This is a genomic window from Nocardioides ginsengisoli, assembly GCF_039537225.1.
GTDB classification, from domain to species: domain Bacteria; phylum Actinomycetota; class Actinomycetes; order Propionibacteriales; family Nocardioidaceae; genus Nocardioides; species Nocardioides ginsengisoli.
The window spans coordinates 243,215-259,499 of the sequence record NZ_BAABAC010000023.1; the positions used below are offsets into that span (position 1 = coordinate 243,215).

A 16,285-nucleotide genomic window follows, 5' to 3' on the forward strand; every position below is an offset into this window, starting at 1 on the left:
CAGCGGAGGGCCCGGGCTTCGGGCGTGGTCAGCGAAGGCGTCGAAGCGCTCGGCCCGGAGTCGCGCCAGTCACCTGGCCGTCGACAAGGGCCGGAACTCCGTTGACGACGACGTGTCGAGCTCCGGCGGCAAGATCCGTAGGGTCGTCGTACGTGGCGCGGTCGGCGACGTCTTCGGGTTGCATGACGACGACGTCGGCGGCAAGCCCGGGCCGCAGCTCTCCACGATCAGACAGGCCGAATCGTCGGGCAGGCGCGGCAGCGAGATGGTGGGCGACGTCGCTCCAGTCCCACCGGCGAGCGTCGTGGACCATCATCTTGATCGTTCTGGCGAACGCGCCCCAGCCGCGTGGGTGGGGCGAGCCACCGATGTAGATACCGTCTGAGCCGGCCATGTAGCCCGGGTGGCTGGACAAGGCGATCAACTCGTCCGCAGTTCGGCCGTTGGGTCCGATGGCGCTGGCGTCGAGGTCGGTCTCGAGCAGGAGATCGCACACGGTGAGTCCGATCGTGGACTGACGGCGGTAGGCCGCCCTCTCCAGCGTGAGTCCTTCGTAGGCGGCGAGCGCCGGCGATCCGAGGTGGGCCAGCCTCAGGTGTCGGAGCCGGCCGCCGTCCTGCCTCGCCCAGTCGTCAATGCGCCGGCGCGCATCAGGGCTGCTCAATCGAGTGAGGATGTCTCGGCGGTCCCCTTCTTGCGCCCACTCGGGGAGTCCGAACATCGTCAGCACGGAGAAGCCGGCGTCGTAGGGATAGGCGTCGTAGGTGAGGTCGAGGCCGGCCTGGCGCGCGTCGTCGAACCGGGCCAACACGCCCGGTGGAGCCAGCAGGTGGGAGATGTGGAACGCGGCCTTCGATGCGGCCGCGAGGTCGACCATCTCCTCCAACGCCGTGGCGGCCTGGTCGCCATAGCCGCGCATGTGCGTCACGTGAGGGACGTCGGCAGCGGCGGCTTCGAGGCTGACGGCCAGGAGTTCCTCGCGGTCGGCGAGTCGGCTGGGCACGTAGTGCAGACCTGTGGATACGCCGACCGCGCCCTCCTCCAGAGCCTCGGCGACGTGACCTCTGATGCGGGCCCGCTCCTCAGCCGTCGCTGGGGTCGTGCGGGAGCCGAGGACCATGTGGCGGGCGTTTCCATGAGGCACGAGAGCAGCGACATTCAACGTCGACCTCTGGTCCACTGCGTCCAGATACTCCGCGACGGTCCACCGCCGCTCGAAGTCGGCCGGCCCGTTGATCGGGGCGAAGTACCGTCCGATCTCCGAGACGGTCTCAGGCCCTCCAAGGAAGTGAGAGGTTCCGTCCTGGCCGACGATCGCGGTGGTGACGCCTTGCCTGAGCGTCGGCTCGTGGGTGCCACCCTCCGCCAACCAGCCGTCGAGGTGGATGTGCGTGTCGATGAAGCCTGGGAGGACGACGGCGTCCGTCGCATCGAGTCGCCGCCTGGTCTCGACATGGGAGAAGCTCCCGACAGCAACGATGCGGCCTTCATCGACCAGTACGTCGGCTCGCTGAGGCCGTTGGGTCCCGCCGTCAGCGACGGTTCCTCCGAAGATGCCTAGCTCCACGCGGTGGGCCTTCCTGTGAGATCGTCCGAGCGGACTTGACCCGGCGACGGAGACCGGGGGTGCGCGTCTCCGCAGCGCGCGGCGGCATCGGCTTGGGTCTGCTGTGCAGCGGCGACGGCCTCTTGGATCAACAGATCAGCGGTGCCGGGGTCGAACGGCGCCGGCTGTCCGAAGTGTCGAGGTGCCAACCATGGTTCGTAGCCGCCCCACGCGAACTCCTCGCGTGTAGGGACGTAGCCGACCATGTGGTTGGTGTAGCCGAGCACGATCAGGTCGCCGCTCACGCGCCGCTTGATCTCCGCCCCGATCTCGGCGAATGGTTCGCAGGGCAGTGTGACCACCGTCAGCGGACCGACCGTGAGTGCACCGATGGGTGCGAGGACGCGGTCCGTGGCCGTGCCGTCGGTCAACGATTGTTCGACCCGCGTGGCCCACTCCAGGTGCAGCCAGACGCTGTTCCACTCGGTCCGGGGCCGTTTGCGCGCCTGGAGGTCGGCCAGTCTCTCCTCCAGTCCTCGCCTGACTTCGCCGGCCTCGGCAAGCGTGGGAAGCACTTGGAGTTTCAGTTCGACGTCTCGTTGGGCCACGGCGATGGCTTGGCCCGCACCAGGTACGAGCTCGCTTCGCCAGAGCGCCATCGGTGATGCGCTTTGCATCACCGTCCCCCGATGGGTGACCTCCCAGGGTTGTGCGTCGTCGAAGACACCGAGGGCTCGGCGCGCCATCTGCTTGCCGAACGTGATCTCGGGTCCCGGCTCGGCGAAGAGTCCTTCGAGTGGGAAGACGTTCCCAGCGCATCCCTGAAGGAAGAGGCATTCGCCCCCGGTGGACGCGCGAACCTCGCGACGCATCGGCGCGACGAAGTCAGCGCAGGCGAGGTTGAGGTCTGGGCCGAGGACGACGGGATGGCAGCCATAGGAGATGAGGGTCGCCAGCGTTGTGCCGGAGTCGGTCTCGATACGGACGACATCGAGCGAGGTGTCGCGGAAGCCGTCGGGATTCCACCCCATGATCGTGCCTCCGTCATCCGTGCGCTGACGCCGGTTCACCCCACCGTCGAAGCTGGTGCGGCGGTGACCGAGGCGCACGGGCACGAGCCCTCGCGCCGCCTGCGCGGCTGCCGCCTCCACTCCCTCGAGCACGGCACGTGCGTAGTGCATCTCAGCCGGTGTCGGTTCGGCTGTCGACCCGCCGGTCTTGATGTGTCCTGGCAGCGGCGGGGCCGCGTGCGTGTGGCTGGCATTGATGAACACTGCGTCGGCCCCGGCACCCGCTGCCTCGGCGATGCGTTCGCGCATGTGGTCGGCGAAGGGCCGGACGATGCTGCCGGTGTCGATGGAGACGATCACGGCTCGTGAATGTCCGTCGTCGAGGACGAGGACACCGGCCTCCAGCGCCTGGTTGTTGCCCTCGTTGGCCTGGTGGCGCCGCAGGAAGCCGACGAGGTCGACTCCAACGGGGGCACGGAGGTCGACGCTGGCGGCACCCGCTCTCAGCGCGTTCACCGCAGTCTCCCCGGAGAGTCGTCCAGACCGCCCGCCCTCGCTTCGGTGGGCCGGAGGCGAAGGTCGCTCGGTAGCAGCTCGTCGGGTACGCCTTGGTAGGCAACGGGACGCATGAATCTCTCGTAGGCGGCCAAGCCGACCGACGTGGATGCCGGATGGTTCGTAGCCGGGAAGGGGCCACCGTGCTGCTGTGCCGGGCTGACCGACACACCAGTCGGAACACCGTTGTAGACCAAGCGACCGCACTGCTCTTCCAGCACCGGCCACACCGTGGCGACCCACTCGTCGGATGGTGACGAGGCGTGCAACGTCCCGGTCAGCGATCCCCCGATGGCACGCAGACACTCGATCGTCTGCTCGGCATCCCGGACGGACACCAAGCAGGTGACGGGACCGAAGAACTCGGCACGGAGTCTGGAGTCTGTAACGAACTCCGCTGCCGAGCACGTGATCAACGTGGCGGGGAAGCCAAGCCCCCTCCCACGATCGGCCTGCTCGACGCTGATCGAGGACTGGCGTTTCAACGCCTCGATCTCGGCGTCGAGTCGCGCGACCAGCGACGCGGTCAGCATCGGATGCGGCGCCGCCGAGGCGAAGGCATTCACCAGCGCCGCCCTGAGCGAATCGGCGTCGCCCTCAGGAACCAGGATGACTCCCGGCCGAGTGCAGAACTGACCCCACCCGCTCAGCACCGAGTCCGCGAGCTGCTGCGCGCGTGTGCAGGGGTCGGCCCGCAGCGATTCCGGCGTCATCACGACAGGGTTCAGGCTGCCCATCTCGGCATAGACCGGAATCGGGCGCGGACGGGCAGCGGCAACCGCGGCCAGGGCCATGCCACCCTGGAACGAGCCGGTGAACCCGACCGCGTCGACCCGGTCATCAGCTACGAGCGCTTGGGAGAGCTCCAGAGAGCCGCCGACCATGGATGAGTGGGCGCCATCGGGAAGGCCGCTCTCGCGGAGGGCTGAGCGCACCACGTCGGCCACCAGCGCCGAGGTGCCGGGATGCCCGGGGTGGCCCTTGACGACGACCGGGCACCTCGCGGCGAGAGCCGAGACGACGTCCCCGCCGGCGACCCCGAACGCCAGTGGGAAGTTGCTTGCCCCGAAGACCGCCACCGTACCGAGCGGTTGCAGCAGCCGGCGTAGGTCGGGCGCCGAGTAGGTGGTGCCGCCTTCGTCGAAGGTGGGGGCGCGGTATGCGGACGATTCGACGAGTTCAGCGAACGCCGCGGCTTGGACTCTGGTGCGGTCGAGTTCGAAGTTGCACCGCGCCAGGCCGAGGGCGGTCTCTTCATCCATGACGCGAGTGATCACGTCACGGCTCGCATCGAGGTGCTCGGCGATGGAGCGGAGAAGGGTGGCGACCTGACGGCGCGGGGCATCACGAAGCGCCGCCCGCGCATCGGCTGCCGCATCCAACGCGCGATCGAGCTCGGTCTGGTCCCACGCCCGATGCGGATGCGGCAGCGTCGCGCCTGTGGCCGGGTTGATTGCGTAGAAGGTGGACTGCACGTTCATGCTCCGAACAGGTGGGGGCGGCGTCCCTCGACGGGCAGGGCATGTCGCAGAACGTGCCCGGCCCACGGCTGCGCGGCGCTCTCGTGCGCTGTCATGTCGAAGGCGCCAGTCGTCAGGTACAGGGTGTCGAGACCCGGCCCGCCGAAGGCGGGGCAGGTCGGTTGGCTGACCGGCGTCGGGATGACCTCGCACGGGGCGCCGGCCGGGTCGTAGCGCAGAACCGCGCTGCCGCCCCACATCGCGACCCAGACGTGACCGGCGCGGTCGACGGCCAGGCCGTCGAGCACGCCGGGCAAGCCGGGGTTTCGCGCGAAGACTCGCTGCTTGCTCAGCTCGCCCGTCGCGACGTCGTAGTCGAAGACCCAGATGTGCGGCTCTCCGGAGTCGATGAAGTACAACTGGTCGCCCTGGAGGCTCCACCCGATGCCGTTCGCCTCGTCCAGCTTGCTCAGCAGGCGCCGGTAACGGCCGTCGGGCTCGACGCTGTACAGCTCGCCCAGACCCGGCACGTCTCCGCCGGTCGTTCCTACCAGGAACCGCCCCGCGGGGTCACAAGCGCCGTCGTTGAACCGGACCCCTGGCCTCAGTGGGATGTCGGCAAGCTGTCGCGTTTCCCCGGAAGGTTCCACGAGGACGACACCCTCGGATCCGGCGACGACGAGCCCTCCGTTCGCGCGCAGTGCCGCGCAGCCGATCGGGCCGGCGTCCCTCGTCTGGTAAAGCTTCGTCGGGTCCTCGATGCCGGGGCGGGCCGCCCACACCTTGCCGGCCAAGCAGTCCACCCAGACCAACCGCTGTGTCGCGTCGTCCCAGAGCGGATGTTCGCCGATCCGGTGGCGAGTCGGCACCGCGACTCGCCACCTCTCGGTAGCGCTGTCTGCCACCACGATCACCCGCGAGCGACAAGCTCGGCGACGGGAACGGCCAAACCGGACGCCCCGGGGGCCGACTGGGTCAGGTGGGCGCTGCTCCGTTCGAGCCACTCCAACGAGATCTGTGCTCGACGGACCTTCTCCCGCGCGGTGACCTCGGCGGTTGCCTGCAGATGCTGTCCCGACGGGTAGAGCCCCGCCGCGTTGCGGAGACCGAACTTCACGTAGAGGGGTGCCGCGACCTCGACGAGCTCGGCCACCTGCTCTCCACGCACGACGCCTCCCATCGCGTCAGGAGCCTCGACGTAGAGGTCCAACGGGAGGCTGGTGGCCTCGCGGAGCTCACTGAGCTCCCAGACCGACATGTCGGTGGGCAGGTTCAGCGTGTCGGCCCCCAGGTCCTCCAGCACGCGGGCCGTCGCCGCGTTCGACGGGGCCAGCATCACCGAGACCTTCAGGACGGTGTCCGGCGCGATGTCGCCGGCGATGCGTGCGTTCGACAGCAGCTGAAGGAGTCCGAGGTCAGCGATGAGGAAGGAACGGATTCCCGCCTCGCTGGCCCGGACCACGTCCTCGACGGCGTACCGGAGCTGACGGCTGCCACGAATGGCTCCGGCGAGCAGCCCAGCGTCAGCGGACCGGGACATGGCTCCGATGCCCCACTCCTCGCGGGGGCCGATGAACAGGCAGACCTCGAGCCCGTTCTCGTTCCCCAGGAGGGCCATGTCCCTGAGCTCCTGCACCGAGTGCAGCATGGCCCCGCTGCCCTGCGAGACACGATTGACGGTCACCTCGCGAGCACGCGCCTCATCCAGCACGGCCGCCAGGACGTCGGGACCTTCGACCGAGGGGATCTCGATGCGGTAGTCCGCGCCGTCCGGGAACCGGAGACGACTGGGCGGAGGGAGCATGTCCAGCGGGACGTGCAGTCGGCGTAGCTGGTCTCCGCCGAGCTGCGCCGGTCGCGCCGCGTGCTCGGTCACGAAGCGTCCTGGTGCACCGGGTTGAGGTCGGACTCGCCGCGCAGGCTGATGCCGCCGTCGACCGAGATCAGCTGTCCGGTGATCCAACGAGCTCCCGGCTGGAGCAGCAGCGCCACAGCGTCCGCGATGTCCTCGGGGTGCCCGATGCGGCCCAGAGGGGTACGGCGGACGATCTCGTTGAGCTCGGCCGGGTCCTGCAGCGCCTCGTGGGTCATGGGGGTATCGGTCTCGCCCGGGGCCACGACGTTCACCCGGATCTGGTGCTCGCCGAGCTCGGATGCACTCGTGCGGCCGAGCATCAACACCGCAGCCTTGGAGGCGCAGTACGGGCCGATGGTCCGGGCCGGCCAGAACGCGTTGTTCGAGGCGATGAGGACGGCGGCGCCGCCACCGCCCGCCGCGATCCGGTTGCGGCTGAACGCACGAAGGGCACGCACCGTCCCCATGAAGTTGATGTCGAGTACCGACTGCCAGTCCTCGTCCGTGGAATCGACCAGCGCCTCCCCGGCACAGATCCCGGCCGAGGTCACCAGGGCCGTCGCGTCCGGCGACTCGTTCACCCAGGCGGCGACCGCTCGGTCGTCGCGTACGTCGAGCTGGGTGCCCTGCACCCCGAGTCGGTCGGCGACCTCCTTGACTCGATCGCTCAGGTCCGCGATCCGGACCGTCCAACCGTCCCGGACCAGGGAGGCAGCGATGCCCTCACCGATGCCCGACGCTGCTCCCGTCACGAGCGCTACTCCATGGACCACTACGAGCTCCTTCAACAGATGATGCATTGCCATACGGTCAGACACTGATACTATCTGTTGCTGACCAGCCAAGCAAGAAGAAATGAGAAGACGGCCATGGAGCCACCAACCGGACCGTTGTACGCCGACAGTGCCTCGTCGGATTCCGGCACGAGCGCCGCGGTCCTCTCGGGTAGCGAGTCCCGGCGCGCGACCTCGCCGAGTCCGACGAAGTCCATGAACGCGGACCTGACCACCGGCCACCCGTTCGTGAGTGCCTTCTCCTGGCCACTCGCCGTGGTGCGCATGGAGGCGGTGCAGGCCAACGCTGCGCTGATGCGCGCGTTCTGCGATCGTCACGGCCTGTCACTGGCTCCCCACATCAAGACGACGATGTCGCCACAGCTGACCGCGATTCAGCAGGAAGCCGGCGCGTGGGCGCTCACGGTCGCCACCGCGAGCCAGCTTCGAACCGCCATGAGCTGGGGGGCCAAGCGGTTCGTGATCGCGAACGAGCTGGTTGACCCGCGCACCATCTCGTGGCTCTGCCGCGCGCTGCGCGCGGATCCCAAGCTGGACGTGGTGTGCTACGTCGACTCCGTGCGTGGCGCCATGGAACTGGCCCGCGGCCTGGCGGATCAGCGGCACCGTGTCTCGGTGCTGATCGAGGTCGGTCACCCCGGCGGTCGCGCCGGAGTCCGCACCGAGTCCGACGCCATCGAGCTCGGTCGCACCGTGCGCGCCCTCGGTCTCGTGCTGGCCGGCGTGTCTGCCTACGAAGGCTCGCTGGTAGCCGACCGGACACCGAACGCACTATCGGCGGTGCGTGCCTTCGTGCGAGCGCTGGGCGATGTCCTCCGAGGACTGCACGAAGACGGGTCGATCCAGTCGCAGGAAGCGATCATCAGCTGTGGCGGCAGCGCCTACTTCGACGTCGTCGGCGAAGAGCTGGCGCGGGTTCAGCTCGATCGACGCTCGGTCCGACGCGTTCTTCGCAGCGGGTGCTACCTCCTGCACGACCACGGCTTCTACGCGGAGAACACGCCGGTCCCCCAGCTCCGAGGAAGCGTCGAGGTGTGGTCACAGGTCATCTCTCATCCGGAGCCGGACCTGCTCATCCTCGATGCGGGACGGCGCGACGTCGGGTTCGACCTGGGCCTGCCCGTCGTGCTGGGCATCGTCAGCGCAGAGGCGGGCCACCCCGATCCGCGGCCCAGGTGGACCGTGACGGACCTGAACGATCAGCACGCCTACGTCCGGCTTCCCACTCCGGCGACAGCCGGAGCATTCGTGGGCACCGTCGTGGCGCTCGGCGTGTCCCACCCCTGCACGACCCTGGACAAGTGGCAGCGGCTCGCCGTGCTCGACCGTCGAGGGCTCATCACCGACTACCTCACCACCCACTTCTAGAAGGAGCACCATGTCCATCTCCATCATCAGCACTCCCGACGCTCCGGCACCGTCGGGCGCCTACAGCCAGGCCGTCGTCGCGAACGGGCTCGTCTACACCGGAGGCATGGCGCCGATCGACATGGCCAGCGGCGAGCTGGTCACCGGCGATGCGGCCGCCGAGACCCGACTCGTCATGGAGAACCTCGCCGTCGTCCTCAAGGCCGCGGGCTCCTCGCTGGACCATGTCATGAAGGCGACCGTCCACCTGCACGAGCTGGATCGCGACTGGGCGACATTCGACGCTGCCTTCAAGGAGTTCTTCCCGAAGGGTGCTCCGGCGCGGACGACTGTCGGCTCGAAGCTCGGGGGCTTCCTGGTCGAGATCGACCTGGTCGCCGTCGCGCCCGGCGATGACGGCGACCTTGCTCGCGTCAGCGACTCGCAGCGATGACGGCGGCCGCAACCTCGGCCAGCCGCCGGCCTCGGACCGCGCTCGTCACGGGCGCGGCCGGGGGCATCGGGTCGGCGATCGTCGATGACCTCAAGGCCCGAGGCGACGTCGTCGTCGGCGTCGACCGCCACTCCGCTCCGAGAACGCGGGCAGACCACTTCGAGATCGCCGACCTCGCAGCCGATGCAGAAGGCCTCGCCGCTCGCCTGCTGGATGCTCACGAACGGTTCGACATCCTCGTCAACTGCGCCGGCATCGGCTACGACCGCCCGGCCGTGGAGCTGACCGGTGCCGACCTCCGCGCCGTCCTCGACATCAACACCGTCGCACCGGCGGTCCTGGCTGCCCGGCTGGCGCCGGCGATGTTGGCTGCCGGTTACGGGCGGATCGTCAACATCTCGTCCATCCATGGGCGCGCCGGTCACCCGGGACAATCCGCCTACGACGCGTCGAAGGCGGCCCTGGACAACATCACCCGGTCACAGGCCTCGGAGTGGACCGAGCACGGCGTGCTGGTCAACGCCGTGGCTCCTGGGTTCGTTCGGACCGCTCTGTGCACGGATGAGCACCTCAGCCAGGACTGGTTCCAAGAGGGCTTCTTGAAGTTCGGCCGGCTCCCTGCGAAGCGAGCCGCAGAACCGGCGGAGATCGCGACCATCGTCGAGTACCTGACCTCCGAGAGGAACACCTACATCAGCGGCCAGGTCATCTACGCCGACGGCGGGCTCTACGCGAGATTCTGAGACCACCGAGCCCGGGGGCTGCTGCGAACACGCGCAGCAGCCCCTTCGCTTTCCCTGACGGGGCCGCGACAAAAGGTCGCCGACCGACGGGGTGGCCCGGCGACCGGTACCGGCCGCCCGTGGTCGCGCCTACGTGCTCGCCGAGGTTCCTGCAGCCTCTTCCGAGTCCGGCCATCTGCGATCGATGCTGTCCTGCTCCTGCACAGGGAGGGCTCGCCTGATCGTCGTGTCGACGGTGTGCCGCATGTGCTCGCGCAGCACCGACTCGACCTTCACCTGGTCCCGCGTCGCCAGGATCTTCGCGATCTCGAGATGCTCCTGCCACACCCGGATCGCATCAGGGACCGTCATGGCATCGATCGCCCAGGTGGGCGCGAGCTCCCGCCGGATGTCGGTGACCAGATGGACGAGCACCTGGTTCCCGGAGCCTTCGGCGATCAGCCGGTGGAAGTGCAGGTCATCGGCCACTGCCTGCGGACTGGACGGGTTGAGGGTCCCGTTTTCGTAGCTGTCGAGACATGCCCTCGCATGTCGCTCCAGTTGCTCGAAGTGCTCATCATCGGCCCGCTCGGCGCACAGCTTCGCTGCCGCCACCTCGAGGGCCATCCTCGTCTCCATCAGGTCGTTCGCCAGACCCGCGGCGAGCTGCTCACGCGCGATCGCCTGCTTGACCAGGTCCTCGAGGAACCGCCACTCGCTGAGTGGAGCCACGAGGGTCCGCTTGCCGTGACGGACGGTGACGAGGCCGGCGGTGGCCAGAGCCTGCAGCGCCTCGCGTGCGACGGTACGACTCACGCCGTAGGACGAGGCGAGATCCTCGGCCGACGGCACGACAGCGTTCTCGGGAAGGCGCCGCGCGACGATGTCGCGGGCGAGTTCGCGGGCGAGCTGCTCGTGGAGACGGGTGGAATCGAGTGCTGCGCGCTTGGTCATGAACTCTCCGATCCTGGCCGGGTCCCCGAGGGCCCGCAGGTGTGATGATCAACAGATCCTATCTGACCGGGCTCGCGCGCGGACCCTCGGCGTGGCCGGCCCGGCCGTCGGTCGCCGTCCCTATGCCCAGTCGGCGACCTGGCCCGGGATGCTCTCGACGAGCGTTCGGGTGTACGGGTGCCGAGGCTGCCGCAACATGGCTGCCGTGCTGCCATGTTCCACGACCGCCCCGCCGCTCATCACCATCGCCTCCGAGGTCATGTAGCGGATCACCGACAGGTCGTGGCTGATCAGGAGCATCGACATCCCCATCCCCTCTTGAAGCTCGAGGAGCAGGTTGAGGATCTGGGCTTGGACCGACACGTCGAGGCTGGACGTCGGCTCATCCGCGACGAGGAGTCGCGGCTCGCACGCAAGCGCCCTGGCGACGCCGACCCGCTGGCACTGCCCACCGCTCAGACGCTCGGCGCGGGCATCGATAGCAGTCCGGGGCAGGCCGACGCGGTCCAGCAGGCGGCGGGCCTCATCGAGCGCGTCGCGCCGTGACGATCCCTTCCACCGCCGGAACGAGTCAGCAACGGTCTCTGCCGCGGTGAGCTTCGGGTTGAGGGAGGCGTAGGGGTCCTGGAAGACCATCTGGACGCAACTGCGCAGGGGGTCGCGGGACGACCGGTCGCCCCACCGACGACCGTCGACCAGGACGTCTCCCTCGCGGGGGCGGAGCAGTCCCAGCACGACCTTGGCCAGCGTCGACTTCCCACATCCCGACTCGCCCACCAGCCCGACGATCTGGCCAGGCTCGATCGACAGTGACACGTCCCGAATCGTGTCCGGGGCCGTGCCGTAGCCGGCCCGCAGCCCGCGGACCTCCAGCACCGGGGCGCGTGCAGAGCTGCCATCAGGCATGACGGCTCCTCCCTTCTCCGCTGGCGTGTACGCACCGGAGCAGATGCCCGTCGTCCTCGGCGCGAAGATCGATGCTGCCGGCCGTGCAGGCGTCGACTCGCAGCTCGCACCGCGGCGCGAAACGGCAGCCGACGTCCCATGTGCCGGGCGCCGGGGGGCGCCCCGGAAGCCCCAGGAGTCGCGCCCCTGCGCCCGCGGCAGAAGCGGAGCTCGGCCGCGCCGCGAGCAAGGCCCTCGTGTAGGGATGCGAAGGTCGCGCGAAGACCTCCTTGACCGGCCCGGACTCCATGGCCTGGCCGGCGTACATCACCAGAACGCTGTCGCAGACCTCTTGGACGACCCCCAGGTCGTGGGTCACCAGAAGCAGCGCCATGCCCTCGGCGTCGCACAGCTCGACCAGCAGTGTCAGCAGTCGACGCTGGACGGTCACGTCAAGAGCGGTCGTAGGCTCGTCGGCGACCAACAGCTGAGGCCGGCCGGCGATACCCAGCGCGATCATGACGCGCTGACGCATACCGCCGGAGAGCTGATGCGGGTATGCCCGCAACACTCGTTCCACGTCGCGAAGCTCGACCGCAGCGAGCAGCTCGCGAACCCGGGCATCGACGTCCCGCCTGGGACAACCGAGATGCTCGACCGCCTCGGCGAGCTGCCGACCGACCCGCATCACGGGATTGAGGGAGTTCAACGAGCTCTGCGGGACGAAGCCGATCTCGCGTCCGAGGAGCTTGCGCTTGGCTGCCGGCGCCATCCGGGCCATGTCGACGCCGTCGAATGTCACCGAACCGGTCGCGCTGAGGCCCTTGCGCTCGAGGGCGCCCATCACCGCTCGGCACGTCAGCGACTTCCCCGATCCGGTCTCGCCGACGAGACCGAGGCGCTCGCCGCGACGAAGCTGGAAGTCGACGGACGTCACCAACTCGAGCGGCCCTGCCGTGACGTTCAGGTCCTTCACCTCGAGAAGCCGGCCTCTCTCAGACTTCCCTTCCGCCTGCGCCATGCGGGAGTTCTCGCTTTCCATCAGGTGGCTGGTCATGCGTCTTCGCCTCCGCTGAGGATGCGCGAGCCCTGGCCCATCAGGCGTACGGCGATCCCGGTCGCGACCACGACCAGTCCCGGGCAGAGCGACACCCAGGGCGCCTGGCCGAGCAGCGATCGGCCGTCGTAGATGATGCTTCCCCACTCGGGCGTCGGCGGTTGCACACCGGCGCCGAGGAAGGGCAGCGACGCGATGACGCCGATGACCAGGACCACGTCTGACAGCGCGTAGGTGAACGTGGCCGGGAGGACATTGGGCAGCAGGTGGCGTCGAACGACCGTCCATCGGCTGAGACCGGTGACCTGGGCGGCCACGACGAAGTCTCGCTGGCGGATGGACAGCGTCTCGCCCCTGGCGATGCGGGCGTAGACGCTCCAGCTCGTCACGAACAGAGCGACGAGGATCGCCGGCGCGCCGGCGGGAAGTACCCACAGGTTCCAGTCGGGACCGATCACGACGCTGAGCGCGAGGATCAAGATGGCGAACGGGAAGGCCAGGATCGCGTCGACGATGCGCATGATGACGCGATCCAGGACGGTGCCGGCGGCCAGCCCTGAGACCACCCCCAGGAAGGTCCCGAAGATGAGGGGGACCGTCACCCCCAGGGCCGCGACCACCAGGTCCAGTCGGCCGCCGGCCATGGTGCGGACGAAGACGTCACGGCCGAAGTTGTCGGTGCCGAACGGGTGCTGCACCGAGGGCGCTTGGAGCGGGGTGCCGACGAAGTCCGTGGTGGAGACCCCCGACAGCGGCGGCCAGAGGAAGCACGCGAGGGTGATCACCAAGAGCAGGCCGGCGCCGATGGCGAAGGTACGGGATGCCCGGCGACGCCGAGAGCCGATGGCGCGGGCGGTGCTGGTGGGATTCACTTCAACGACGGCCATGGTCTCCTGCCCGTGGGTCGACGACGGCGTACAACATGTCGGCAATCAGGTTGCCGGCGATGACGAGGAGCGCTGTGATGACGGCAGCGCCTTGAATGGTCGGGTAGTCACGTTGCGACACTGCGTTGACCATCTGTGTTCCGATGCCCGGCAGGTCGAAGACCGCCTCGATGACGGCAGCGCCGCCGACGAGCGTTCCGATGTTGAGTCCGACCACGGAGATGGCAGGCAGCAGGCTGTTCGGCAGCACGTGCCGAACAGCAACGTGCATGGGCCGGTACCCGCGCAGCAGCGCGGCCTCGACGAAGTCCTGGCGCATGACGTCGCGAGCGCTCGTGCAGACCGAGCGGTGTACGAGTGCCCCTAGATAGGCCGTCAGCGCCAGGGAGGGAAGCCACAGGTACTCCAGATGCCCTGGCCAGGCGTCGCCCCACCCGCCGGCCGGCGCGATGCCCGCCTGGACTGCGACGAGGGTGAGCATCACGAGGCCGAGAAGGAAGGGAGGGGCGGCCAGTGCTGCCGTCGAGAGGAACTCGAGCACGGCACTCACGCCGCCGGAGCGCGTCAGCGCTGCAGTCAACCCGCTGATCGAGCCGCCGACGACCGACAGCACGATGGTCACGGCAACGACCGACATCGTCACGCCGAGCGGCGGGAGGAGCAGCTCGGCGACGCTCGTGCCCGGGCGGGAGACGGACATGCCGAAGTTGCCCGTGGCGACATCCTTGAGGAAGTCGACGTACTGGCGCCAGAGCGGTTGATCCAGACCAAGGGCCGCGCGAAGCGCCTCGACCTTCTCGGGCGACGCGCGGACGCCGAGAATGGTGCGGGCAGGGTCGCCCGGGACGAGGTGGACCAGGACGAAGCTGAGGGTCACGACGATGAACGTGACGATCAGCGACTCCACCGTTCGGTTGAAGCCGGTCACCATCATGCGCCGGGCGCGGCCTCTCCGCTGATCGGCACCCGATCCCGCATCGGCAGCAGGCTCGAGCGGCGGGCTCGCCGACGACCCCGACGAGGTCACGCTCGCGGTCACTCCCCGGGCCCCTTCGTCTCGGTTCCGACCTGGAAGGTGCCGCTCGCCGTGAAAGCCACCAGCCGCGGCGAGACGCGGCTGCCCCAGACGGTGGCGTGGTCGACGAGCGGGATGAACGGCAGCTCCTCGGCGAACAGGCGATTGATCTCGTCGAGGATCTCGGCGCGCTTCTGCGGATCGTCCTCGGCGGCGACCTGCCTGACGAGCTCGTCCATCTTGTCCGAGCGATAGTCGGAGAAGAGCGCACGAATCCCGCCCGCGCTGCTCAGCCCATAGTTGAGCATCACGAGCTCGGGGCTGTTCACCACGTCGTAGAGGTTGCCGACCTCCACCTGGAAGTTGCCGTTCTGCTCATTGGTGTTGGCCGTCGCCTGGTCGACGGTGTTGATCGCGACATCGATGCCGATATCCGCGAGGTTCTTCTGGATCACGGTCGTGATGGCGTCGTACGGGGCATATCCCGCTCGCTGCATGGCCGTCAGCTTGCAGCCGTTCTCACACGCGGTGCCCTGCAGGAGCTCCTTGGCCGCATCCAGGTTCCGCGCGACGGACGCCTCACCGTCGTGACCCTCCATGACCGAGGGGAGGAAGCCGCCCAGCGGCTTGTTCTTCCCGAGGAAGGCGATCTTGTTGATCTCGTCGCGGTCGATCGCCGCCGACATGGCCTTCCGGACGCGAGGATCTCCCAGCGGACCACTGCTGTTGTTCACGTAGAGGTAGATCCCGCCGTACTGCTGCGTGGCGTAGGCCTTGCCGGGCGACTTGACCTGGGCGGCAAGGTTGGCCGGCAAGGCGTAGGCGAGGTCGAGCTGGCCGGTGTTGAGCTGCGACAGCCGGGTGCTGGTGTCGACGACGGCGTCGAACTTGACCGTCCGAACCACCGGCTGGAGCTCCGTGGGGTAGTTCGCATTCCGCACGAAGGTCATCTCACCGCCGCGGTTCTTCGTCAGGGCGTACGGTCCCGAGCTCACGGGCGTCGTGAAGAAGCCTGGCTTGTCGAGGCGGTCGGCCGGGAAGACGCCGAGTGCACCTTCGGTCAGGGCGAGCATGAAGCTCGGCGTACGACGCTTCAAACTGAACGTCACTTCACGCGGATTCGCGGCCTCGACGGCCCGCAGGGGCGCGACCAATCCACCGTTGACGTTCGCCGGATCGTTCATTGCGCGCTGGAAGGTCGCCACGACGTCGTTCGCGTCCAGCGGGCTGCCATCGGAGAACTTCAGACCGTCCCGAAGCTGGCATCGGACCTGCACACCCGACGGACTCGCTTCACACCGCTCAGCGAGGCCGGGGCTGGGCTTGCCGCCCGATTGCCGCAGCAGCGTGCCGGAGATCATGGCCAGCGCCATCACGTCGACTTCTTGGACGACGCGCAGCGGATCGATGGTCGTCAGCTCCGCGGTCACCCCGATGGTCACCGAAGACGGGATGTCGGCCGGCAGAGCGCCGGTGACGTCCGCGTCCTTGGTTCCATCCGCCCCTGCTCCCCCCGAACATGCCGATACGAGAAGTGACAGCGTTGCAGTGGCGACGAGTGCGGAGCCCCGGAGTCCGGCGTGCACGCGGACAGCTCGGGCGATAGCTGTGCAGGACTTCACCTTATCTCCTCATCAACAGATACTATGAGTAGTAGAGCAGTGGCGGGCGTCACTGTCAACAAGGATCCGCACCGGAGAGCCGGGTACGCACGAGGCTGAAGCAATTGCAGGGTGGCGCACTC

Annotated in this window: 15 protein-coding genes; 3 read left to right on the forward strand and 12 right to left on the reverse strand. The window is 68.5% G+C overall.

Annotation, left to right across the window (positions count from 1 at the left end):
- Positions 1-28 precede the first annotated feature (28 nt).
- The 6 genes from AB4880_RS12710 to AB4880_RS12735 are packed head-to-tail and all read right to left on the reverse strand — an operon-like array spanning position 29 to position 7,199.
- Positions 29-1,567 carry an N-acyl-D-amino-acid deacylase family protein gene (locus tag AB4880_RS12710; RefSeq protein WP_367919579.1) on the reverse strand — a complete coding sequence of 513 codons (1,539 nt, stop codon included), beginning with the start codon at positions 1,565-1,567 and terminating at the stop codon, positions 29-31.
- Positions 1,558-3,072, reverse strand: coding sequence for a hypothetical protein (locus AB4880_RS12715; RefSeq protein WP_367919580.1), 1,515 nt, complete (start codon positions 3,070-3,072; stop codon positions 1,558-1,560). The genes AB4880_RS12710 and AB4880_RS12715 overlap by 10 nt, the downstream gene beginning before the upstream one ends.
- Positions 3,069-4,592, reverse strand: coding sequence for an aldehyde dehydrogenase family protein (locus tag AB4880_RS12720; RefSeq protein WP_367919581.1), 1,524 nt, complete (start codon positions 4,590-4,592; stop codon positions 3,069-3,071). The genes AB4880_RS12715 and AB4880_RS12720 overlap by 4 nt, the downstream gene beginning before the upstream one ends.
- A complete protein-coding gene (locus AB4880_RS12725; protein ID WP_367919582.1) occupies positions 4,589-5,440 on the reverse strand; it encodes an SMP-30/gluconolactonase/LRE family protein in 852 nt (283 codons plus the stop codon). Before AB4880_RS12725 ends, AB4880_RS12720 begins: the two co-directional genes overlap by 4 nt.
- 41 nt (positions 5,441-5,481) lie before the next feature.
- Positions 5,482-6,447: a U32 family peptidase gene (locus AB4880_RS12730; protein ID WP_367919583.1), complete on the reverse strand. Its 966-nt coding sequence runs from the start codon at positions 6,445-6,447 to the stop codon at positions 5,482-5,484.
- Positions 6,444-7,199, reverse strand: a complete 756-nt coding sequence (locus tag AB4880_RS12735) for an SDR family NAD(P)-dependent oxidoreductase (protein WP_367919584.1) — start codon at positions 7,197-7,199, stop codon at positions 6,444-6,446. Before AB4880_RS12735 ends, AB4880_RS12730 begins: the two co-directional genes overlap by 4 nt.
- A 216-nt stretch (positions 7,200-7,415) precedes the next feature.
- On the opposite strand from AB4880_RS12735, the gene AB4880_RS12740 reads away from it, so the two are divergent.
- From AB4880_RS12740 to AB4880_RS12750, 3 genes are read left to right on the forward strand one after another with little or no spacing between them, the layout of a single operon-like run.
- Complete coding sequence (locus AB4880_RS12740) at positions 7,416-8,588, forward strand: alanine racemase (protein ID WP_367919585.1); 1,173 nt, start codon at positions 7,416-7,418, stop codon at positions 8,586-8,588.
- Positions 8,589-8,598: 10 nt separating this feature from the next.
- Positions 8,599-9,021: a RidA family protein gene (locus AB4880_RS12745; RefSeq protein WP_367919586.1), complete on the forward strand. Its 423-nt coding sequence runs from the start codon at positions 8,599-8,601 to the stop codon at positions 9,019-9,021.
- Complete coding sequence (locus AB4880_RS12750) at positions 9,018-9,764, forward strand: SDR family NAD(P)-dependent oxidoreductase (RefSeq protein WP_367919587.1); 747 nt, start codon at positions 9,018-9,020, stop codon at positions 9,762-9,764. Before AB4880_RS12745 ends, AB4880_RS12750 begins: the two co-directional genes overlap by 4 nt.
- Positions 9,765-9,893: 129 nt before the next feature.
- Here AB4880_RS12750 and AB4880_RS12755 read toward each other — a convergent pair whose 3' ends face one another.
- The 6 genes from AB4880_RS12755 to AB4880_RS12780 form a co-directional block, all read right to left on the reverse strand.
- The gene (locus AB4880_RS12755; RefSeq protein WP_367919588.1) at positions 9,894-10,697 is read right to left on the reverse strand and encodes a FadR/GntR family transcriptional regulator; all 804 of its coding nucleotides are present in this window, start codon (positions 10,695-10,697) and stop codon (positions 9,894-9,896) included.
- 120 nt (positions 10,698-10,817) lie between these two features.
- Positions 10,818-11,603 (reverse strand): ABC transporter ATP-binding protein, encoded by a 786-nt coding sequence (locus tag AB4880_RS12760; protein ID WP_367919589.1) that lies wholly within the window; start codon positions 11,601-11,603, stop codon positions 10,818-10,820.
- Positions 11,596-12,639 carry an ABC transporter ATP-binding protein gene (locus AB4880_RS12765; RefSeq protein ID WP_367919590.1) on the reverse strand — a complete coding sequence of 348 codons (1,044 nt, stop codon included), beginning with the start codon at positions 12,637-12,639 and terminating at the stop codon, positions 11,596-11,598. Before AB4880_RS12765 ends, AB4880_RS12760 begins: the two co-directional genes overlap by 8 nt.
- The gene (locus tag AB4880_RS12770; protein WP_367919591.1) at positions 12,636-13,526 is read right to left on the reverse strand and encodes an ABC transporter permease; all 891 of its coding nucleotides are present in this window, start codon (positions 13,524-13,526) and stop codon (positions 12,636-12,638) included. The genes AB4880_RS12765 and AB4880_RS12770 overlap by 4 nt, the downstream gene beginning before the upstream one ends.
- Positions 13,513-14,565, reverse strand: coding sequence for an ABC transporter permease (locus AB4880_RS12775; protein WP_367919592.1), 1,053 nt, complete (start codon positions 14,563-14,565; stop codon positions 13,513-13,515). The genes AB4880_RS12770 and AB4880_RS12775 overlap by 14 nt, the downstream gene beginning before the upstream one ends.
- The gene (locus tag AB4880_RS12780) at positions 14,562-15,983 is read right to left on the reverse strand and encodes an ABC transporter substrate-binding protein (RefSeq protein WP_367919593.1); all 1,422 of its coding nucleotides are present in this window, start codon (positions 15,981-15,983) and stop codon (positions 14,562-14,564) included. Before AB4880_RS12780 ends, AB4880_RS12775 begins: the two co-directional genes overlap by 4 nt.
- Positions 15,984-16,285 lie beyond the last annotated feature (302 nt).